This window comes from Vibrio owensii CAIM 1854 = LMG 25443, from assembly GCF_000817815.1.
Classification (GTDB): Bacteria; Pseudomonadota; Gammaproteobacteria; order Enterobacterales; family Vibrionaceae; genus Vibrio; species Vibrio owensii.
Genome location: NZ_JPRD01000003.1, coordinates 111,421 through 132,138, shown reverse-complemented (window position 1 = coordinate 132,138; position 20,718 = coordinate 111,421). Strand labels below are relative to the sequence as shown.

Below are 20,718 nucleotides of genomic sequence, written 5' to 3'. Positions count from 1 at the left end.
TAGGTATTGTCGTGAATCACGACTTATTTATTTCATTGCGAGCAACTTACTGTAGCGTTCTAGTTTTGCCATGCTCACTTTTGCGTTCGCCATGAAGGTTTGTTTTGCTTTACCCGTTAAAGATTTTGACTGCGGAAGCTTAACTGTTCTAGCGTTCTTGTGTACGCCGTTTACCAAGAATTCGTAGTGCAAGTGAGGTCCCGTAACCCGCCCAGTGCCGCCGAGCGTACCAATGGTTTGTCCTTGTTTCACTCGCTGTCCTGTCTTAACCATGCGTTTAGTTAAATGCAGGTATTTGGTAATGTAAGTGTTGCTGTGTTTGATAAACACATAGTTGCCGTTGAACTTATTGTAGGCAGACTTTTGTACCACACCATCACCAGCAGCCCAGATCGGTGTGCCAACAGGCGCAGCGTAGTCGGTGCCTCGGTGAGGACGAACCTTACCAGTGACAGGGTGTAAACGACGAGGGTTGAAATTAGACGTTACGCGACGGAAGTCCAATGGCGCACGCAAAAAGGCTTTCTTCATGGCTCGACCATTTTCATCGTAATACTTGCCGCTCTTTTCATCCAAAATTGCAGTAAAGGTATCACCTTGGTTCTTAAACACTGCAGCAATAATTTTTCCTCGCCCAATGACTTCACCTTCGACGACTTCTTCTTGGTAAAGCACACGGAAAGTATCGTTTTTACGAATATCCAATGCAAAGTCGATGTCCCAGCCAAAGATGCCTGCTAATTCCATGATTTGGTTCGCATTCAAGCCTGATGAGATGCCTGCATTCCAGAAGTTGGATTTGATGGTCGCTTCTGCGTAGTTGAATTGGTAATCGACTTCTTTCTTATCAACTTCAGAAACGTATTTGCTGCCTTGCAGTTTTATACGGAAAGTTTCGAAGGCATTGAGTGTACGTTTAAGTTGAATAAAGTCGTTGTTTTCATCAAAGCCAAACTGGAGTCTGTCGCCAGGACGAAGTCGAGTGAGTTGTTGTTTGATTTCTTTATCGGAAGTAATCAGTTCATGCAAAAGGCGAGGAGATAGACCAACGCGCTGAAACAGAACCGCAGCACTCTCACCATTTTTGACTTTATACGTTTCCCAGCGCAAAACAGAAGGGAGGTTAGAAGAAGTGCTGCGCTCGGGTGATTCTACGGAAATTGGTACCGAATAATGCTCACCAACTTTGAGTCGGCTTTGCTGCGGATCGAGGTCTTGCGGATCGGGTAAGAAAAACAGCGCGACAATGATAAGTGCACTAAAAAAACCGATCAGTACTTTGTGCAAGAGTGGTAGTCGGACAAAAATCGAATGCATGAGGTACTTGATTACTAAATTAAACGTAAAAATTGACAACTACCTAGTCTAACGTGTTTCAAAATGCATCGCTATTCAAGTAAGATGTTCAGCTATTATATTTTTGCCAAATCTGTGGGAGTGAACAAGAATGGCGAGCATTGAAGCTGCATTAGCCGAGATTAAGCGCGGTGTTGAAGAGCTGATTCCAGAAGAAGAGCTGATCGCAAAACTAAAAGAAGGTCGTCCTCTACGTATTAAATTGGGCGCCGATCCAACAGCACCTGACATTCACCTAGGCCATACGGTTATTTTCAATAAGCTTCGCTTGTTCCAAGAACTAGGTCATGAAGTGACGTTCCTAATCGGTGACTTCACTGCGATGGTTGGTGACCCAACAGGTAAGAACACAACTCGTCCACCACTAAGTCGTGAAGACGTTCTACGCAACGCTGAAACGTACAAAGAGCAAGTGTTCAAAATTCTAGATCCAGCTAAGACAAAAATTCAGTTCAACTCTGAGTGGCTATCTGAGCTTGGCGCAGAAGGCATGATTCGTCTTGCTGCGAACCAAACTGTTGCTCGTATGCTAGAACGTGACGACTTTAAAAAGCGTTACGCTGGTGGTCAACCAATCGCTATCCACGAGTTCATGTACCCGCTACTTCAAGGTTGGGACTCAGTAGCAATGGAAACGGACGTTGAACTTGGTGGTACTGACCAAAAATTCAACCTGCTAATGGGGCGTGAGCTGCAAAAATCTCACGGTCAAAAACCTCAAGTTGTACTGATGATGCCTCTTCTAGTTGGTCTAGATGGCGAGAAGAAGATGTCTAAATCTTCAGGCAACTACATTGGTATCAGTGAAGCGCCAAGCGAAATGTTTGGTAAGATCATGTCTATCTCTGACGATCTAATGTGGAGCTACTACGAGCTACTGTCTTTCCGTCCATTGGAAGAAATTGCACAGTTCAAAGCTGACGTAGAAGCAGGCAAGAACCCTCGTGATATCAAAGTACTGCTAGCAAAAGAAATCATTGCACGCTTCCACAGTGAAGCAGATGCAGATGCGGCAGAGCAAGAGTTCGTTAACCGTTTCGCGAAAAATCAAATTCCTGATGAAATGCCAGAGTTTGATTTTGAGACTGGCACGCCAGTAGCAAATCTATTGAAAGAAGCGGGTCTATGTGCTTCAACTTCTGAAGCTATGCGCATGGTTAAGCAAGGCGCAGCTAAGATCGAAGGCGAGAAAGTTGCTGATGCGAAGTTTGTTCCTGAAGCAGGCACTTACGTATTCCAAGTAGGTAAACGTAAATTCGCACGTATTACTATTAAGTAATCAATAACTGTTCAAAATGAAAGCGCCTTATAGGCGCTTTTTTTGTATTAAAATTTGGTGAATACACGCGAGATTGACTGTAAAAATGGTCGAACTTTGTTACTATATGCGCGCTGCTACGTGAGCAGCTTTATCGGAGATTTACATGAACAATACCGACCATCCTCCCAGTTGTTGGGTGAGTAAGATTAAGGGAGCGAAATAACCCGCTTCGGTATTGGCGATCTCCGCCTTACCTGAGTGGTGAGGCATCTTTTCTAATTTTTCCTTCTTGTTATTTCCCTTCATAAATTCTGAATAGACAGTGCTTTGGCATTGATGTTTTCGCGCGTCCTGCATTTGTATTTATACAAGTCGGGTGTGTAGAAAGCTTTTTGCGTGCGTTGTCGATGGTCGTTACCAATGCCAATCGGGAGATTCGCCATGACGGTAATGAACAACACTTTTATTGAAACAACACCAAACTTCTCTGAAGTGGAGATTGGTGCCGCTCGTAATGCTTTTTTGCAATACGAACAAGAGCAACAATTGCACCTACTAACGATCATGCCTATTGACGAGGCGGTTGGTATTTTGCAGCACTGCTCGGTTGGCTATGTAAATAGCCTTATCGCTCAACTTGAACAAGCTGGATATGATAAACGTGCTCGTCACTATGCTCACCAATTAGGTTTGCATATGTCGGAAGTCGATACACCAGATGGCTACTTATCGACTAGTGTGTTGGAACATGTGAAGCAGCGTATTGGTTGGATCATTGCTCTTGCCCTTTTAGGGATAGTGTCGGGTTTGATCATTGCTCAGTATGAGGACACTTTAAGTCAACTTGTATTGCTTGCCGTGTATATGCCCGTAATCGCTGCTGCTGGTGGTAATACCGGAACTCAGGCTGCGACCTTAGTCATTCGCGCTCTCGCAACGGGTGAGCTTAAGAAGCGCCAATGGTTGGAAGTGCTATGGAAAGAAAGCCGTGTCGCTCTTTTTATCGCACTAGCAATTGCTGTCGTTATGGTTGGTCGCATCATGCTATTTAGTGGCGGGCAATCTACAGGTGGCTTTGCGCTTGAGGATATCGCGTTGGCGATTGCCGTTGCGTTGTTTATTCAGGTGACCATTTCAACCACGCTAGGCGGATTACTGCCTATTATTGCTCGAGCTTGTAAACTGGACCCTGCCGTATTGGTGAGCCCAGTCTTAGCATCGATTGTCGATATCTCAGGGATGTGGATCTACTTTACTGTGGTGAACTACTTCTTAGGCATTGCCTGACTAAAGCTCACAATATCTTGGTAGAACAATGTCTCAAACTGAGTAATAGGGGCGACAACAGGTTTGTTATCGTCCCTTTTTTCTGGGAAATAGTCCGAGACAAACTGAACAAAGACCGTGTTTGGTTTACCATTCTTATCCAACCCATACCCAGCCATGTTGTAGGTTCCGTAAAGTGAACCGCTCTTCGCAATCAACTGCCCTTTAATTGGCGCCTTACGCATACTTTTGCGGTATTGCAAGGTCCCAGACTCACCAGACTTAGGCATGATTGCGATCAGGTTAAGCTCTTTCTCATGCTGCCAAATGTAACGCAAAATAGCCGCCATCGAAGTAGCTGAAATTCGGTTGTTGCGTGATAAGCCAGAGCCGTCTTCTAATCTTGCATTACGAATATCGACACCTGTATTGGCAAAGATGATCTGTTTGATGGCTTCTGTGCCATTAGTAAAACTTCCCGGTTGAACAAAAAACTTTGCGCCAAGTGTTTTAGTCAGCGTGTCAGCAATCAAGTTGTCTGAGCGTTTTAGCATCTGATCCAATAGTTGCGGCAACGGTTTAGATTTGTGTACAGCAAGCAATTTACGCTGTTTTTCTGGAGCTTTACCAATTCGGACATTCCCTTTTAATGAAATGCCGACTTGTTTAAGGAGTTTTTGCACTTTTTGGCTAGTGTAGCGTTCAGGATCTTGCACGGCGAATTTAAGAGGAAGGGGCTTGTCGCCACGGTCGACCAGACAGCCAGTTAGTTCATATTTGTTATCTGGGTTAGCAATAAGGTCTAAATCACAGTGACGGCTCTTCTGAACGCTTCTAGAGACGGTTTTTACACTGGTGCTGACATTAATTGGTTGATGTTCAGGGACATAAACTCGCGTTGAACCGTTTTTCTTGGTGTAAATGGAAGCTTGAACACAGTTGTCATTTAGAGTGATTGCGGACGCTGGCGCACTATAACAAACCCCCAAAATATCCCATGGCCAGCCTACAGCGCGGTTGTACCCAGTAAAGGCGCTATTATCTAACCAAAGATCGCCTTTAATTTGGCTTAGTCCATTTTTCTTTGCTCGCGTCAGCATCGTTTTTAGGTCTTGAGTGAGCAGTGTTGGGTCGCCAGAGAAAGTAAGTACAGCATCTGAGCTCGAGCTTTCTAATGTGGTGCGAAATGCGAAGCTATTCCCTAGTTCGAGCTTTGCCGCTAAAGCTGTGACCACTTTTAAGGTGCTGGCTGGTGGGAAATACTGATCGGTTGGGTGAATACCAGTTAGCTCGCTTTGGTCGTTGAGCTTTTCAGCAATCAAGCTGACACGAGAACCTTCTGGCAAAACCTCTTGATGAGGATAAGCCATTGATGTGAGTGGGGCGAGACTAGAAAAAAGTAATAAAGACCAAGGTAAGCGCATAGTGACAGTTCGTGAGGTTAGTTATGCAATTGAGTATATACCGAAAAATCGCAGAATTCTGGATATAAAAAATGCCCGCATAGTGCGAGCATTTTATCTTCAAGTCTTAAGACTTAATTAGAAGTCGTAACGTAGACCTAGAGCTAGCTCGTCTTCTGCATCAGCTTTAGTAGCTTTGTAGTTAGAAGCAGTAGTTGAGCCCATTGAATCGCCAGCATCAATTAGGTTGAAGTTGTACGATACGTAGCCACGGAAGTTAGGCTTGAAGTAGTAAGACGCGTCTACAGCGAAGTTGTTTGTTGAAGTTTCGCCGTCAGTTTCTGCGTTGTTGTACGTAGAAGTGAACACAGTTTGACCTAGAGTGTAAGCCCCCGCTAGTTCGTAACCTGTGTAATCTACAGTGTTCTTGAATGTTGCTTCTTTTTCACCGTCAGTGAATACACCAGCGAAGTATAGGTCGCTCATAGTGTAAGAAGCAGCAAGCATGTATTCGTTCGCGTCAGCTTGGTCTGCGTAACCAGCACCTAGGTCAAGACCAGTGTCGCCTAGAGTGTAGATTGCAGATAGAGAGTAGCCATCTTCGCCGTTGTCAGTGTACTCGCCGTTCACTTCTTCACGGTCAGCAAAACGGTAGCTAGCTTTAACAGCTAGGTTTTCGAATTGGCCTTTGTAAGAGAACATGTTGTCAGAACGGTCAGCTGCAGCTAGTTTGTCAGCAGCAGAGTTACCGTGGTAAGCCATGATATCTGTGAAGTCAGTAATAACGCCTAGCGCACCGTCGTTTTTACCGTAAGTCATTTCACCGAAAGCACCGCCTAGACCAGCGTATGCGTAACGAGTGTCTAGATTGCTGTTGCCGTCTACGCCGCCGTTTTCAGCTGTAGTGAACTCACCTTCCCAGAAACCAACACCGTATAGGTTGTCGTTGATTGCTTGAGTACCAAGGAAGTTTAGACGGATACGAGAGTTGTCCGCTACGTCGCCATCTTTCATAGATAGACGTGCTTCAGCACGGCCGCCCATTTCTAGAGAAGTGCCGTCTTGGTTGTAAAGCTCAGCTGCGTTAACGCCAGTTGCCATAGCTGCTGCAGATACAGAAAGAGCAATTAGAGTCTTTTTCATCTTATTTGTCCTAGTTAGCTGTCCATAATCATTGTTTTATGGGGGAGAGGTTATCTCTCACAAGTTGTTGTTGTGCGTATAGTTTCACTCGTGAGAATCGCCCACATTCGAAAAAGCTATGACGTAACAACTTGCCGAACATGTTTTACTGCTAAAGTTTCCTTATGAGTTAGTAAAATGATATAAATTCAACTAATGAACGGTGTTCAATTGTGTGGTTGCTTGTCTCAAGTGGTTGTATTTTAACGGTTTGTGTCAGCATGACATTAGCCTGACATTGATTTGTTTTTATCTTTCTTGAGGTTTTTTATGTAATGAACAGTGTTGTTTTTCAATAAATTGCGATGATGGTTAAATCTAAAAACAATTGATGGCGCGTTATTAACCACACAACTAGGCAGCAAAATCGAATTAAGGTGATTTCATACCCTAGTTTGTTTAAACTAATCAAAACAGAATCTTTGAACGTACTACCCAGTCACCATGATTGGGTGGGCTTTTTTTGTCCAAAGACACCTTTGGCCTTGAGGTTATATAATGGAAAAAGTTCCAATGACACTGCGTGGCGAACAATTGCTACGTACTGAGCTAGATCGTCTACTAAAGCTTCGCCCACAAATTTCAGAAGCAATCGCAGAAGCGCGTGAACTAGGCGACTTGAAGGAAAACGCAGAATACCACGCAGCTCGTGAAGAGCAGGGTATCTGTGAAGCACAAATCCGTGATATTGAATACAAGCTATCTGTAGCTCAAGTCATTGACGTAACAACGATGGACAACACTGGTAAAGTGATTTTTGGTTCAACGGTTACTCTAATTGACTGTGATACAGAAGAAGAGAAAACGTACCAAATCGTTGGTGACGATGAAGCAGATATCAAAGCCGGTCGCATTTCAATCAGTTCTCCAATCGCACGTGGTTTGATCGGTAAGATGGAAGGTGACGAAGTCGTTATTCAAACCCCAGGCGGTGCGAAAGACTTCGAAATCGATAGCGTTGAGTATATCTAATTAAAACCAGTCTGTTTTAATTAGGCTTAAATAGTAGATGCAAAAAAGGTCGCCCATGGCGACCTTTTCTTCTTCCTCTGCGCAAGTAGGGATTACTTACGTGGGATTTCGATTTTACGCTCTTCAGACTGGCGGTATAGCACAAGTACTTTACCAATTGTCTGAACTTTTTCAGCGCCCGTCTCACGTACGATAGCGTCGATGATCAGCTGTTTTGTCTCACGGTCTTCTGATGCAACTTTAATTTTGATCAGTTCGTGGTGGTCAAGAGCGATTTCAATTTCTGCTAGCACGGCTTCTGTAAGTCCATTTGCGCCCATTAGCACAACAGGTTTTAAACTGTGAGCCAGGCCTTTTAGGTGCTGCTTTTGTTTGGTGCTTAGGTTCATTACGCGGCCAATTTTCTTTAAAATAAGGGTTGAAAAAAGCTATTTTAACGCCATCTATTGCTGAAGACTATAATTTATTGAGTAATAGGTTGAGCCTATTAGAACAATAGCTCCTAATTACGCCTTGTTGGGATTAAAATGAGTAAACAAAAACATTCGGCTAGTTCTGGTCGTTGGTTGAAAGAACACTTTGATGATAAATACGCAAACGAAGCTCGTAAAAAAGGCTACCGTTCTCGTGCTTACTTCAAAATCGAAGAGATCCAAACGAAAGATAAATTGTTGAAATCTGGGATGACTGTCGTCGATTTAGGTGCAGCTCCAGGTGGATGGTCTCAATATGCTGCTAAGATAATAGGTGAAGAAGGTCAAATCATTGCATGTGACTTATTGCCTATGGATCCAATCGCTGGTGTAAGCTTCCTGCAAGGTGACTTTCGTGACGAGGCGGTTTTAGATGCTCTATTAGAAAGAATCCAACCTTCGATGGTTGACGTAGTAATGTCTGATATGGCTCCTAACATCGCTGGTAATAACTCTGTAGATCAGCCACGAGCTATGTATTTAGTTGAATTGGCTTTAGATATGTGTCGACAAGTTCTAGCACCTAATGGTAGCTTTGTCGTAAAGGTTTTCCAGGGTGAAGGCTTCGATCAATTCGTGAAAGAAGTCCGAGACATGTTTAAAGTCGTAAAAATCAGAAAACCAGACTCATCGCGAGCTCGCTCCCGAGAAGTCTTCGTTGTAGCCACTGGTTACAAAGGTTAACTATTTCGCTCGTTTAGAGCATGGTTAACACTATAGCTACAGGAAATGAACTGTAGTACCCTACCTTTAATTACAATTAGTTATCGAGAGGCTGACACCTTGAGTGACATGGCAAAAAATTTAATTCTGTGGCTTGTTATCGCTGTCGTATTGATGTCGGTATTCCAGAGCTTTGGCCCTGGAGAGAGCAATGGCAGAACCGTGGATTACACCACGTTTGTACAGGAAGTTGGCCAAGGCCAGATTCAAGAAGCAACTTTTAAAGACGGTGAGATTAGCTTTGTTCGTCGCGGCGGCGGTGCCAAAATGGTTACTTACATGCCTGTGTATGACCAAAAGCTTCTAGATGACCTAATTAATCAAAACGTGAAAGTGCAAGGTACGCCTCCTGAGGAGCAAAGCTTACTAGGCACTATTTTCATTTCTTGGTTCCCAATGATCTTACTGATTGGTGTATGGATTTTCTTCATGCGTCAGATGCAAGGCGGCGGCGGTAAAGGCGCTATGTCTTTCGGTAAGAGCAAAGCTCGTATGATGAGCGAAGAGCAGATCAAGACAACTTTTGCGGACGTTGCAGGCTGTGACGAAGCAAAAGAAGACGTAAAAGAATTGGTGGACTACCTGCGTGATCCAAGCCGCTTCCAAAAACTGGGTGGTAAGATTCCAACAGGTGTTTTAATGGTTGGTCCTCCTGGTACTGGTAAAACGCTACTAGCGAAAGCTATTGCTGGTGAAGCAAAAGTACCATTCTTTACTATCTCAGGTTCTGACTTCGTAGAAATGTTCGTAGGTGTTGGTGCTTCTCGTGTACGTGACATGTTTGAACAAGCGAAGAAAGCGGCACCTTGTATCATCTTCATCGATGAGATCGATGCGGTTGGTCGTCAACGTGGTGCAGGTGTTGGTGGTGGTCACGATGAACGTGAACAAACACTAAACCAAATGCTTGTAGAGATGGATGGTTTTGAAGGTAACGAAGGTATCATTGTTATCGCTGCGACTAACCGTCCTGACGTACTTGACCCTGCGCTGTTGCGTCCTGGCCGTTTTGACCGTCAAGTCGTTGTTGGTCTTCCAGACGTACGTGGTCGTGAGCAAATTCTTAAAGTACACATGCGCAAAGTGCCTCTAGCGGGTGATGTAGAGCCGTCTCTAATCGCACGTGGTACTCCAGGCTTCTCTGGTGCTGACTTAGCAAACTTAGTTAACGAAGCTGCTCTATTTGCTGCACGCGGCAACAAGCGCAACGTTTCTATGGTTGAGTTTGAACTGGCTAAAGACAAGATCATGATGGGTGCAGAGCGCCGTTCAATGGTGATGTCTGAGGAAGTGAAAGAATCAACAGCATACCACGAAGCGGGGCACGCAATTGTTGGTCGCTTGGTTCCTGAACACGATCCAGTTTACAAAGTGTCTATCATTCCACGTGGTCGTGCGTTGGGTGTGACTATGTACCTACCTGAGCAAGACCGTGTGAGTATGTCTCGCCAACACCTAGAATCAATGGTTTCTAGCTTGTACGGTGGCCGTCTAGCGGAAGAGCTGATCTACGGCGCTGACAAAGTATCGACAGGTGCATCGAACGATATCGAACGTGCAACAGACATCGCTCGTAAGATGGTTACGCAGTGGGGCTTCTCTGAGAAACTTGGTCCGCTACTGTATGCGGAAGAAGAAGGTGAAGTGTTCCTAGGACGTAGTGTGACTCAGACTAAACACATGTCTGATGACACAGCGAAGCTAATCGATGATGAAGTTCGTAAGATCATCGACCGTAACTACGACCGTGCGAAACAAATCTTGCAAGACAACATGGATATCATGCATGCGATGAAAGATGCGCTAATGAAGTATGAAACCATTGATGCTGGCCAGATTGATGACCTGATGGAGCGTAAGACGGACATTCGTGAGCCTGCTGGTTGGGGTGACAAACCTGCAAACAAACCAGAAGACAACGATAAGCCTCAAGCGAAACCTGAAGTAAAAGCTGAAGAGAAATCAGAAGAGGCTACAAAACCAGTAGAGCAACCTGCTTCTCAAGAAGCGACTTCAAGCGAAGCGCCAGAAAAGAAAGACTCTGAATAAAGAGTAGCCTTTGATAATAAACCCCGAGTTAAGCTCGGGGTTTTTGTATATGTTGTGATTATTAAAGCTATGATTATTAAAGCTATGATTATTAAAGCAAACAACAAATCTCTCGACCTTTCTCGCCCTCACGTCATGGCGATTCTCAATGTAACCCCTGACTCCTTCTCCGATGGCGGTAAGTTCAACTCTCTCGATCTTGCGCTTGCCCAGGCTGAGAAAATGATTGCTGCTGGCGTCAGTATTATCGATATCGGTGGCGAGTCGACGCGTCCCGGCGCCCCAGATGTTGAGCTAGAGGAAGAACTACAACGTGTCATTCCAGTTATCAAAGCCATTCGCGAAAAATACGATGTTTGGATTTCTGTCGACACCAGTAAAGCTGAAGTGATGCGTCAAGCGGTTGCTGCTGGTGCTGACCTCATTAACGATGTTCGCGCGCTTCAAGAGCCGGGGGCTCTGGAAGTGGCAGCACAAGCAAACCTACCAATTTGCTTGATGCACATGAAAGGTCAACCTAGAACGATGCAGGCAAATCCACAGTATGATGATCTGATGGAAGATGTCTCAGAATTTCTCAAAGAACGCATTGCTGCTTGTGAAGCGGTGGGTATTGATAAGTCTCAACTTATCCTAGACCCAGGTTTTGGCTTTGGCAAAACCATAGAACACAATTATCATATGCTCGCTCATCTCGATAAGTTCCATGTATTCGGTTTACCAATGCTTGCTGGTATGTCGCGTAAGTCAATGATCTTTAAGTTGTTGGATAAACCCGCAGCGGAATGTACTAATGCAAGCGTGGTCTGTGCGACTATCGCTGCAATGAAAGGTGCGCAGATCATTCGAGTTCATGACTTTGAAGAAACCATTGAAGCAATGAAGGTGGTTGAGATGACGAACAAAAATATCAAAAAGAATTAAGGAAAGTTTTATGTCTGATAAAAGACGTTATTTTGGTACTGACGGTGTGCGCGGTAAAGTTGGTCAATACCCGATTACTCCGGATTTCGTACTAAAGCTTGGCTGGGCTGCTGGTCGTGTACTAGCAAAACAAGGCACTAAGAAAGTTATCATCGGTAAAGATACGCGTATCTCTGGCTACATGCTTGAATCTGCTCTTGAAGCCGGTCTTGCAGCAGCTGGTCTGAAAGCTACCTTTACGGGGCCAATGCCAACCCCTGCGGTTGCTTACCTAACGCAAACCTTCCGTGCGGAAGCGGGTATCGTTATTTCAGCGTCTCATAACCCTTACTACGACAACGGTATTAAGTTCTTCTCATCTGAAGGTACTAAGCTTCCGGATGATATCGAGCTTGCTATTGAAGCTGAGCTAGACAAAGACATCGAATGTGTTGAATCTGCTGAACTAGGTAAAGCGACTCGTCTAAATGATGCAGCAGGTCGTTACATCGAATTTTGTAAGAGCACTTTCCCTTCTGAGTTGAGCCTTGCAAACCTAAAAATTGTTGTTGACTGTGCACACGGTGCGACTTACCACATCGCTCCTAACGTATTCAAAGAGTTAGGCGCAGAAGTTATCGCAATGGGTGTTGAGCCAAACGGCACTAACATTAACGCTGAAGTGGGTGCGACTGACGTTCGTGCATTACAAAAGCGTGTGGCAGAAGAGCAAGCTCATCTTGGCCTAGCGTTCGATGGTGATGGTGACCGTATCATCATGGTTGACCATCTAGGTAACAAGATTGATGGTGACCAAATCGCTTACATCATCGCACGTGACGCACTGCGTCGTGGTGAACTAAAAGGTGGTGTTGTTGGTACGCTAATGACCAACCTAGGCATGGAAAATGGCTTAAAGCAATTGGGTATTCCATTTGTACGTGCTGCTGTAGGTGACCGCTACGTAATGGAACAGCTACTTGCGAAAGGCTGGAAAATTGGTGCGGAAAACTCAGGTCACGTTATCTTGCTAGACAAAGTCACTACAGGTGATGCTATTGTTGCTGCGTTGCAAGTTCTTGCTTCTGTAGTTGGCAGTGATATGACACTACACGACTTGTCTCAAGGGATGACGCTTTACCCACAAGTGCTAGAAAACGTACGCTTTGCTGGTGAAAGCAACCCACTTGAAGCCCAAGCTGTACTAGACTCAGTAGCAGCGGTTGAAGCTGAGCTTGGTGACAAAGGTCGCGTACTGCTTCGCAAATCAGGTACTGAGCCTTTGCTCCGAGTTATGGTTGAGGGTGAAGATGCTGAACTTGTTCAAAGCTCTGCGCTTAAAATTGCAGATGCAGTAAAAGCAAGTTGTTAATCATTGCGTTAACCTATTTTGCGAGAGAAAAGGGCATCTTTTGCCCTTTTTTTGAGCGCTTAATGCGTTAGCACTGACTTTTTGCTAATTTTCCCTTGTCAGCGTTACTGGCTTTCGCTAGTATTGCTCCGCCTCCCGTTAGGAGGTCGCTAGCCTTGTTCATAAATAAACATCATTGTTTTTGAACGGCGCTGGCTCAACAATTTGGAACATAGGTGGAAAAAAATGTTTTCAGTTCTACTTGTGATTTACCTGTTGGCGGCGCTTGGTGTGATTGGCCTTGTGTTGATTCAACAAGGTAAAGGCGCAGATATGGGAGCCTCGTTCGGTGCAGGTGCTTCAAACACAGTGTTTGGTGCAAGCGGCTCAGGTAATTTCTTAACCCGAACAACTGCTATTTTAGCAACCGTATTTTTTATCATTAGCTTGTTACTTGGTCGTATGTCTACGCACAAGACTGAGTCACAATGGGTAGACCCAACACTAGGTCAGCCAGTTGTAGAACAAGTTAAAGATGCAGCAAGTGAAGTTCCAGCACCAGCAGGTGATGAGATTCCACAATAAGCTGTAAAGGTTTATGTAGCCGAGATGGTGAAATTGGTAGACACGCTAGCATGAGGTGCTAGTGCCTTTGGTGTGAGGGTTCGAGTCCCTCTCTCGGCACCATGAATTTACAAACTTGTAAATCACTTAGTTGAGCGTATAATGCTCAGCAAGTCGGACGCGGGGTGGAGCAGCTTGGTAGCTCGTCGGGCTCATAACCCGAAGGTCGTCGGTTCAAATCCGGCCCCCGCAACCAATCTCTTCTTTCATTGGAAAGAATGATTCGATTGGCAAGTTTGCACAGTGCTAACCACACTGTGAGTTAAGAAAAGCAAATTTTTGGCTATTCTTAATGTATCAGGGTCCAGCAGCATAAAACCCCGACTTTCGGGGTTTTTTGTTATCTGAGTTTTTGTAATTTAACTCGGATCACTGCTTGGTTTTTTGATTGGGCTCTGAGCCCTTTTTTTGTTTCTGGAGTGGTTCAAATGACTGGTTTAGAAAGACAACTTACTGAAATGCTTGAAGCTCCAGTAGAGGCATCAGGCTATGAGTTGGTTGGATTAGAATTTATTCGTGCGGGTGCGCACTCAACGTTACGTATCTACATCGACCACGAAAATGGCATCAATGTAGACGCTTGTGCAGAAGTAAGCCATCAGGTTAGCGCAGTACTAGACGTTGAAGATCCAATTTCTGTTGCTTACAGCCTAGAAGTTTCTTCTCCAGGCTTAGAAAGACCACTTTTCAAAGCAGCACATTACGAGCAATTTATTGGTCACGAGGTCAGCATCGTTTTGAAAATGGCTGTTGCAAACCGTCGTAAGTGGGCAGGTATTATCCACAGCGTAGATGGTGAGACAATTGCAGTTACTGTTGATGGGCAACAAGAAGAGTTTGCTCTAAGTAACATTTCAAAAGCTAACCTGATCCCTAAATTTTAGTTCCCTAAAAAATTTGAAGCTTAGAGGCTAAATACAATGAGTAAAGAAATTTTAGCGGTAGCAGAAGCGGTATCGAACGAAAAAGCGGTACCTCGTGAGCGTATCTTTGAAGCTCTTGAGATTGCTCTAGCAACTTCTACAAAGAAAAAATACGAAATCGAAATCGATGTACGTGTCGCTATCGACCGTAAAACGGGTGAGTTTGAAACTTTCCGCCGTTGGTTGGTTGTAGAAGATGTAGAAAACCCAACAAAAGAAATCTCTCTAGAAGCTGCACAGTATGAAGATGCAGACATTCAACTAGGTGATTTCGTAGAAGACGATATCCCATCGGTTACATTTGACCGTATTACGACTCAAACTGCTAAGCAAGTTATCGTACAAAAAGTACGTGAAGCTGAGCGTGCACAAATCGTAGAACAGTTTATCGACAACGAAGGTGACCTAATCACTGGTGTTGTTAAGAAAGTAAACCGTGAAACAGTTGTAATGGATCTAGGTAACAACGCAGAAGCGGTAATCCTACGTGATGACCAACTTCCTCGTGAAAACTTCCGTCCAGGTGACCGTGTTCGTGGTCTTCTGTACAAAGTTGCTCCAGAAGCGCGTGGTTTCCAACTGTTCATTACACGTTCTAAGCCAGAAATGCTGGCAGAACTATTCCGTGTAGAAGTACCAGAAATCGCTGAAGAAATCATCGAGCTTAAAGGTGCTGCACGTGATCCAGGTTCTCGCGCTAAGATCGCTGTTAAAACAAATGACAAACGTATCGACCCTGTAGGTGCGTGTGTTGGTATGCGTGGTGCACGTGTACAAGCAGTATCTGGTGAGCTTGGTGGTGAGCGTATCGATATCGTTCTTTGGGACGATAACCCAGCTCAATTCGTTATCAACGCAATGGCGCCAGCTGACGTTGCTTCTATCATCGTTGATGAAGATGCACACTCTATGGACATCGCAGTTGAAGCTGACAACCTAGCGCAAGCTATCGGTCGTAACGGTCAAAACGTACGTCTAGCGTCTCAACTAACTGGTTGGGAACTGAACGTAATGACTGTGGCAGATCTTCAGAAGAAACACGCTGAAGAGTCTCAAGCGTCTATCGAAAACTTCATGAAGTACCTAGACATTGAAGAAGACTTCGCTCAACTACTTGTTGAAGAAGGTTTCTCAACGCTAGAAGAAATCGCATACGTTCCAGTTAACGAACTGCTAGACGTAGACGGCCTAAACGAAGAGCTTGTTGAAGAACTTCGTAGCCGTGCGAAAGACGCACTAACTACAATTGCCCTAGCGCAAGAAGAGTCTTTTGAAGGTCTAGAGCCTGCTGAAGACCTACTAGGCCTTGAAGGTCTAGAGCGTGAGATGGCATTCAAGTTGGCAGCAAAAGGTGTAGCAACACTAGAAGATCTAGCCGACCAAGGTATCGACGATTTAGAAGGTATTGAAGGCCTAACAGAAGAACGCGCAGGTGAGCTTATCATGGCTGCACGTAACATCTGTTGGTTCGGCGAAGAAGCATAATATCAGCAAGGAGGAAGCGGCATGACACAATTAACAGTTAAAGCTCTGAGTGAAGAGATTGGTACTCCAGTCGACCGCTTAATGGAACAACTTGCTGACGCTGGCATGAACAAAGCGAGTTCTGACCATGTATCGGATGAAGAGAAGCAAAAGCTTCTCTCTCACCTGAAGAAAGAGCACGGCGATAAGTCGGGCGAATCTGAACCTACTAGACTGACGCTTCAACGTAAGACTCGTAGCACGCTAAGTGTTGCAGCAGGTGGCGGCAAAAGTAAGGATGTTCAAGTAGAAGTGCGTAAGAAGCGCACATATGTGAAGCGCAGCACTATCGAAGACGACGCAAAACGTGAGGCTGAGGAAGCAGCAAAGCGTGAAGCTGAAGAGCTTGCGAAGCGTGAGGCAGAAGAACAAGCCGAACGTGAAGCTGCAGAGAAAGCACAGCGCGAAGCCGATGAGAAAGCGAAACGTGAAGCGGATGCAAAACGTGAAGCTGAAGAAAAGGCAAAACGCGCACAAGCTGAAAAGGCTAAGAAAGACATGAATGCAAAAAATGCGGATGCTAATACGCAAGCGAAGAAAGAAGCTGACGAGCTAAAGCGTCGTCAGGAAGAAGAAGCCCAACGTAAAGCTGAGCAAGAAGCCGCGAAGCTTGTTGAAGAAGCTCGTAAACTTGCAGAAGAGAACGAAGCTCGTTGGTCTGAAGAAGAGTCTAAGAAGAAAGAACTTGAAAACTCTGACTACCACGTAACCACTTCTCGTTACGCTCGTGAAGCTGAAGATGCAGCTGACCGTAAAGAAGAAGGCGGTGCTCGTCGTAAGAAGAAGAAGCCAGCAAAAGAAGAGCAATCACGCGGTGGTCGTAACCAACGTGGTGGCAAAGGCCGTAACAAAGGCAAACTTGCTAAGCCTACTTCAATGCAACACGGTTTCGATAAGTCTGCGACTGTAGCAAAACAAGACGTAGTAATCGGTGAAACAATCGTTCTTTCTGAACTTGCTAACAAGATGTCGGTTAAAGCGACAGAAGTTATCAAAGTAATGATGAAGATGGGCGCTATGGCGACTATCAACCAAGTGATCGACCAAGAAACAGCACAGCTTGTTGCTGAAGAAATGGGTCACAAGGTAGTTCTTCGTAAAGAGAATGAACTGGAAGAAGCAGTACTATCTGATCGTGATACAAACGCAGAAGCAGTACCACGTGCTCCAGTTGTAACTATCATGGGTCACGTTGACCACGGTAAAACGTCAACACTTGACTACATCCGTCGTACACACGTTGCTTCAGGCGAAGCGGGTGGTATTACACAGCACATCGGTGCTTACCACGTTGAAACTGACAACGGCATGATCACGTTCCTTGATACTCCTGGACACGCAGCGTTTACTGCAATGCGTGCTCGTGGTGCTCAAGCGACAGATATCGTTGTTCTTGTAGTTGCAGCAGACGATGGTGTAATGCCACAAACAGTTGAAGCGATCCAGCACGCGAAAGCGGCAGGCGTTCCTCTAATTGTTGCTGTGAACAAGATCGATAAAGAAGACGCGAACCCAGACAACGTTAAGAATGAGCTAGCTCAATACGACGTAATCCCTGAGGAATGGGGCGGTGAGAACATGTTCGTTCACATCTCTGCTAAACAGGGTACAAACATCGATGGTCTTCTAGAAGCAATCCTTCTTCAGTCTGAAGTTCTTGAACTTACAGCTGTAGCTGAAGGCATGGCATCTGGTGTTGTTGTTGAATCTCGCCTAGATAAAGGTCGCGGTCCAGTTGCAACAGTACTTGTTCAATCAGGTACGCTAAACAAAGGCGACATCGTTCTTTGTGGCCAAGAATACGGTCGTGTTCGTGCAATGCGTGACGAACTAGGTCAAGAAATCACAGAAGCTGGTCCATCTATCCCTGTAGAGATCCTAGGTCTTTCAGGCGTACCATCTTCAGGTGACGAAGCAACAGTAGTACGTGACGAGCGTAAAGCGCGTGAAGTAGCAAACTACCGTGCTGGTAAGTTCCGTGAAGTGAAACTTGCTCGTCAGCAGAAATCTAAACTAGAGAACATGTTCTCTAACATGACTGCTGGTGAAGTTGCTGAACTAAACGTAGTACTGAAAGCTGACGTACAAGGCTCTGTAGAAGCAATCGCAGACTCTCTACTGAAACTATCTACTGACGAAGTTAAAGTGAACATCGTTGGTTCTGGTGTTGGTGGTATTACTGAGACTGACGCAGTTCTTGCAGAAGCTTCAAACGCAATCATCCTTGGCTTTAACGTACGTGCGGATGCATCTGCTCGCCGTGCAATTGAAGCAGCAAGCGTTGACCTACGTTACTACTCAATCATTTACCAATTGATTGACGAAGTTAAACAAGCAATGGGCGGTATGCTTGCTCCAGAATTCAAGCAAGAAATCATTGGTCTTGCTGAAGTACGTGACGTATTTAAGTCACCAAAACTGGGCGCAATCGCTGGTTGTATGGTTACTGAAGGTCTAATTAAGCGTAACAACCCAATCCGCGTTCTACGCGACAACGTTGTTATCTACGAAGGTGAGCTAGAATCACTTCGTCGCTTTAAAGATGACGTTCAAGAAGTTAAGAATGGCTACGAGTGTGGTATCGGCGTTAAGAACTACAACGACGTTCGCGTTGGCGACCAGATCGAAGTATTCGAAATCGTTGAAATCAAACGTACTCTAGACTAATTGACTAATTGACTAAAATTACTAAACGTCTGAAAGACAAATAGTAATTGGTTGTTGAATACACCATGGGGGGCTGGCTTGACCATCCCCCCATTCTTTCTATTTAAGAGAATGAATATGTCAAAAGAATTTAGCCGCACGCAGCGCGTATCACAGCAGCTGCAAAAAGAACTTGCGATGATCCTTCAACGTGAAGTTCGTGACTCTCGCCTAGGCATGGTTACGATTTCTGATGTAGAAGTATCACGCGATCTTGCTTACGCAAAAGTATTCGTTACTTTCCTATGTGTGGGTGAGCAAACGCCAGAATCATGCCTAGCAGCACTACGTGAGCACGAAGTGCACATCCGTATGATGCTTGGTAAGCGTATTCGCCTACGTCTAACGCCTGAAATTCGTTTCTACTACGACAACACACTAGTAGAAGGTATGCGTATGTCGAACCTAGTTTCTGAAGTTGTTAACGAAGATAAACGTAAACAGCAAGATTCAGGTCGCGAAGAAGATCAGGCAGGGGAAGAGTAATGGCTCGTCGTCGTAAAGGTCGTCCAATTAATGGCGTTATCTTGTTGGATAAACCAACAGGTATTTCTTCAAATGATGCACTGCAAAAAGTAAAACGTATTTTCTTTGCTGAAAAAGCGGGTCATACGGGTGCATTGGACCCACTAGCGACGGGCATGTTGCCAATCTGCTTAGGCGAAGCGACCAAGTTCTCTCAGTTCTTGTTGGATTCAGACAAGCGCTACCGCGTAATCGCAAAGTTGGGTGAGCGTACTGATACGTCTGACTCTGATGGCGAAGTGGTAGAGACGCGTCCAGTTGACGTGAACCTTGAGAAGTTAGAAGCGTGCATCGACACGTTCCGTGGTGAATCAGACCAAGTACCTTCAATGTTCTCTGCATTGAAATACCAAGGTAAGCCATTGTACGAGTACGCTCGTAAAGGCATTGAAGTGCCACGTGAATCTCGCAAGATCACCGTATACGAAATCGTGCTTCACCGTTTTGAAGGTGACGAAGTTGAGATGGAAGTACACTGCTCGAAAGGTACCTACATCCGTACTATCGTTGATGACCTAGGTGAAATGCTTGGTTGTGGTGCACACGTGACCATGCTTCGTCGTACTGGTGTTGCAAAATATCCGTACGAAAAAATGGTAACGCTAGAGCAACTTAATGAGTTGCTAGAGCAAGCGCATCGTGATGAAGTAGCACCAAAAGAGTTGCTTGATCCACTGCTGTTGCCAATGGACACTGCCGTTGAAGATTTACCTGAGGTAAACCTAAATGCAGAGCTAACCAACTTGGTACAGCATGGTATGCCAGTACAAGTGTTTGGCGCGCCAGAAGGGACGCCAATTCGCATGACTTCTGGTGAAGATAAGCTGTTTATTGGCGTTGCTGAAGTAAACGATGATGGAAAAGTGGCACCAAAACGTTTGGTGGTTTTCCGCGACGAAGAGTAACTTCATCAAGCTCTAGAAAATACCGGCTGTCATGCCGGTATTTTTATATTGCGCGGGTGAGGAAACTTCCCTATAATTCGCGCTTCGCGTAGCGGCTGAATCAGAGATTGGCTGCTACAACTTTAAACTTACTCTTATTAGGAGAGAATTATGTCTCTGAATGCAGAAACTAAAGCAGCAATCGTTGCAGAATACGCACAAGGCGAAGGCGACACAGGTTCACCAGAAGTTCAAGTAGCTCTACTTACAGCTTCTATCAACCACCTACAAGGTCACTTCAAAGCACACAAAGGCGATCACCACAGCCGTCGTGGTCTTCTACGTATGGTTTCTCGTCGTCGTAAGCTTCTAGATTACCTAAAAGGTAAAAATCTAGCTCGCTACCAAGACCTAATCAAGCGTCTAGGCCTACGTCGCTAATCAGCGACTGCATAGCAGTTTGTCTAAAAGGGGCTTTATGCCCCTTTTTTGTTGCCCGTTACTTATTTTCACTGCTATAGCTTAGCCAAATCAAACTTATGCCGTTATACTACACGCGGCTAAATCTCGTTTTGAGATTTTCACAAAGACTC

The 20,718-nt window shown here is 45.0% G+C and carries 18 protein-coding genes and 2 tRNA genes; 16 read left to right on the top strand and 4 right to left on the bottom strand.

Annotated features, from left to right (window positions below):
- Positions 1–27: 27 nt before the first annotated feature.
- Entirely contained in the window at positions 28–1,317 is a 1,290-nt protein-coding gene (locus tag H735_RS00955) for a peptidoglycan DD-metalloendopeptidase family protein (RefSeq protein WP_020196577.1), read from the bottom strand.
- A 130-nt stretch (positions 1,318–1,447) separates the two neighbouring features.
- Here H735_RS00955 and tyrS point away from each other — a divergent pair, with 130 nt between their 5' ends.
- Together tyrS and H735_RS00940 are read left to right on the top strand one after the other, a co-directional pair.
- Positions 1,448–2,635, top strand: coding sequence for a tyrosine--tRNA ligase (gene tyrS, locus H735_RS00950; protein WP_005449169.1), 1,188 nt, complete (start codon positions 1,448–1,450; stop codon positions 2,633–2,635).
- Between the two features lie 423 nt (positions 2,636–3,058).
- Entirely contained in the window at positions 3,059–3,904 is an 846-nt protein-coding gene (locus H735_RS00940; protein ID WP_020196575.1) for a magnesium transporter, read from the top strand.
- On the opposite strand, the gene dacB is transcribed toward H735_RS00940, so the two are convergent.
- Together dacB and H735_RS00930 are read right to left on the bottom strand one after the other, a co-directional pair.
- A complete protein-coding gene (dacB, locus tag H735_RS00935) occupies positions 3,883–5,307 on the bottom strand; it encodes a serine-type D-Ala-D-Ala carboxypeptidase (protein ID WP_020196574.1) in 1,425 nt (474 codons plus the stop codon). The genes H735_RS00940 and dacB overlap by 22 nt on opposite strands.
- Positions 5,308–5,424: 117 nt before the next feature.
- Positions 5,425–6,429, bottom strand: a complete 1,005-nt coding sequence (locus tag H735_RS00930) for a porin (RefSeq protein WP_020196573.1) — start codon at positions 6,427–6,429, stop codon at positions 5,425–5,427.
- 537 nt (positions 6,430–6,966) lie between these two features.
- Here H735_RS00930 and greA point away from each other — a divergent pair.
- Entirely contained in the window at positions 6,967–7,440 is a 474-nt protein-coding gene (greA, locus tag H735_RS00925; RefSeq protein ID WP_005439449.1) for a transcription elongation factor GreA, read from the top strand.
- A gap of 92 nt (positions 7,441–7,532) precedes the next feature.
- Here greA and yhbY read toward each other — a convergent pair whose 3' ends face one another.
- Positions 7,533–7,829 carry a ribosome assembly RNA-binding protein YhbY gene (yhbY, locus tag H735_RS00920; RefSeq protein ID WP_005425257.1) on the bottom strand — a complete coding sequence of 99 codons (297 nt, stop codon included), beginning with the start codon at positions 7,827–7,829 and terminating at the stop codon, positions 7,533–7,535.
- Positions 7,830–7,967: 138 nt separating this feature from the next.
- Between yhbY and rlmE the strand changes: the two genes are divergently transcribed.
- From rlmE to rpsO, 13 genes are all read left to right on the top strand, one after another.
- A complete protein-coding gene (gene rlmE / locus H735_RS00915) occupies positions 7,968–8,597 on the top strand; it encodes a 23S rRNA (uridine(2552)-2'-O)-methyltransferase RlmE (RefSeq protein WP_005439450.1) in 630 nt (209 codons plus the stop codon).
- 108 nt (positions 8,598–8,705) lie between these two features.
- Positions 8,706–10,685 carry an ATP-dependent zinc metalloprotease FtsH gene (gene ftsH, locus H735_RS00910; RefSeq protein ID WP_020196572.1) on the top strand — a complete coding sequence of 660 codons (1,980 nt, stop codon included), beginning with the start codon at positions 8,706–8,708 and terminating at the stop codon, positions 10,683–10,685.
- 84 nt (positions 10,686–10,769) lie between these two features.
- Complete coding sequence (folP, locus tag H735_RS00905) at positions 10,770–11,609, top strand: dihydropteroate synthase (RefSeq protein WP_027726728.1); 840 nt, start codon at positions 10,770–10,772, stop codon at positions 11,607–11,609.
- 10 nt (positions 11,610–11,619) lie between these two features.
- Positions 11,620–12,960, top strand: a complete 1,341-nt coding sequence (gene glmM / locus H735_RS00900) for a phosphoglucosamine mutase (RefSeq protein WP_020196570.1) — start codon at positions 11,620–11,622, stop codon at positions 12,958–12,960.
- A gap of 225 nt (positions 12,961–13,185) precedes the next feature.
- On the top strand, positions 13,186–13,524 hold the full coding sequence (secG, locus tag H735_RS00895; protein WP_005439454.1) for a preprotein translocase subunit SecG: 339 nt from the start codon (positions 13,186–13,188) through the stop codon (positions 13,522–13,524).
- An 18-nt stretch (positions 13,525–13,542) separates the two neighbouring features.
- Positions 13,543–13,626, top strand: a tRNA-Leu gene (locus H735_RS00890).
- Positions 13,627–13,682: 56 nt separating this feature from the next.
- Positions 13,683–13,759, top strand: a tRNA-Met gene (locus H735_RS00885).
- Positions 13,760–13,991: 232 nt separating this feature from the next.
- Positions 13,992–14,447 carry a ribosome maturation factor RimP gene (gene rimP, locus H735_RS00880; protein ID WP_005439455.1) on the top strand — a complete coding sequence of 152 codons (456 nt, stop codon included), beginning with the start codon at positions 13,992–13,994 and terminating at the stop codon, positions 14,445–14,447.
- 36 nt (positions 14,448–14,483) lie between these two features.
- Complete coding sequence (nusA, locus tag H735_RS00875) at positions 14,484–15,971, top strand: transcription termination factor NusA (protein ID WP_005439457.1); 1,488 nt, start codon at positions 14,484–14,486, stop codon at positions 15,969–15,971.
- Between the two features lie 21 nt (positions 15,972–15,992).
- Positions 15,993–18,677 carry a translation initiation factor IF-2 gene (gene infB, locus H735_RS00870; protein WP_020193887.1) on the top strand — a complete coding sequence of 895 codons (2,685 nt, stop codon included), beginning with the start codon at positions 15,993–15,995 and terminating at the stop codon, positions 18,675–18,677.
- Between the two features lie 117 nt (positions 18,678–18,794).
- Positions 18,795–19,202 carry a 30S ribosome-binding factor RbfA gene (gene rbfA, locus H735_RS00865; protein ID WP_005431935.1) on the top strand — a complete coding sequence of 136 codons (408 nt, stop codon included), beginning with the start codon at positions 18,795–18,797 and terminating at the stop codon, positions 19,200–19,202.
- A complete protein-coding gene (truB, locus tag H735_RS00860) occupies positions 19,202–20,146 on the top strand; it encodes a tRNA pseudouridine(55) synthase TruB (protein ID WP_020193888.1) in 945 nt (314 codons plus the stop codon). The genes rbfA and truB overlap by 1 nt, the downstream gene beginning before the upstream one ends.
- Before the next feature lie 150 nt (positions 20,147–20,296).
- A complete protein-coding gene (gene rpsO, locus H735_RS00855) occupies positions 20,297–20,566 on the top strand; it encodes a 30S ribosomal protein S15 (RefSeq protein WP_005380094.1) in 270 nt (89 codons plus the stop codon).
- Positions 20,567–20,718 lie beyond the last annotated feature (152 nt).

Bases quoted from the DNA above. Each gene is read 5' to 3' on its own strand.
- H735_RS00955 (WP_020196577.1), bottom strand. From the start codon at position 1,317: ATGCATTCGATTTTTGTCCGACTACCACTCTTGCACAAAGTACTGATC.
- tyrS (WP_005449169.1), top strand. From the start codon at position 1,448: ATGGCGAGCATTGAAGCTGCATTAGCCGAGATTAAGCGCGGTGTTGAA.
- H735_RS00940 (WP_020196575.1), top strand. From the start codon at position 3,059: ATGACGGTAATGAACAACACTTTTATTGAAACAACACCAAACTTCTCT.
- dacB (WP_020196574.1), bottom strand. From the start codon at position 5,307: ATGCGCTTACCTTGGTCTTTATTACTTTTTTCTAGTCTCGCCCCACTC.
- H735_RS00930 (WP_020196573.1), bottom strand. From the start codon at position 6,429: ATGAAAAAGACTCTAATTGCTCTTTCTGTATCTGCAGCAGCTATGGCA.
- greA (WP_005439449.1), top strand. From the start codon at position 6,967: ATGGAAAAAGTTCCAATGACACTGCGTGGCGAACAATTGCTACGTACT.
- yhbY (WP_005425257.1), bottom strand. From the start codon at position 7,829: ATGAACCTAAGCACCAAACAAAAGCAGCACCTAAAAGGCCTGGCTCAC.
- rlmE (WP_005439450.1), top strand. From the start codon at position 7,968: ATGAGTAAACAAAAACATTCGGCTAGTTCTGGTCGTTGGTTGAAAGAA.
- ftsH (WP_020196572.1), top strand. From the start codon at position 8,706: ATGGCAAAAAATTTAATTCTGTGGCTTGTTATCGCTGTCGTATTGATG.
- folP (WP_027726728.1), top strand. From the start codon at position 10,770: ATGATTATTAAAGCAAACAACAAATCTCTCGACCTTTCTCGCCCTCAC.
- glmM (WP_020196570.1), top strand. From the start codon at position 11,620: ATGTCTGATAAAAGACGTTATTTTGGTACTGACGGTGTGCGCGGTAAA.
- secG (WP_005439454.1), top strand. From the start codon at position 13,186: ATGTTTTCAGTTCTACTTGTGATTTACCTGTTGGCGGCGCTTGGTGTG.
- rimP (WP_005439455.1), top strand. From the start codon at position 13,992: ATGACTGGTTTAGAAAGACAACTTACTGAAATGCTTGAAGCTCCAGTA.
- nusA (WP_005439457.1), top strand. From the start codon at position 14,484: ATGAGTAAAGAAATTTTAGCGGTAGCAGAAGCGGTATCGAACGAAAAA.
- infB (WP_020193887.1), top strand. From the start codon at position 15,993: ATGACACAATTAACAGTTAAAGCTCTGAGTGAAGAGATTGGTACTCCA.
- rbfA (WP_005431935.1), top strand. From the start codon at position 18,795: ATGTCAAAAGAATTTAGCCGCACGCAGCGCGTATCACAGCAGCTGCAA.
- truB (WP_020193888.1), top strand. From the start codon at position 19,202: ATGGCTCGTCGTCGTAAAGGTCGTCCAATTAATGGCGTTATCTTGTTG.
- rpsO (WP_005380094.1), top strand. From the start codon at position 20,297: ATGTCTCTGAATGCAGAAACTAAAGCAGCAATCGTTGCAGAATACGCA.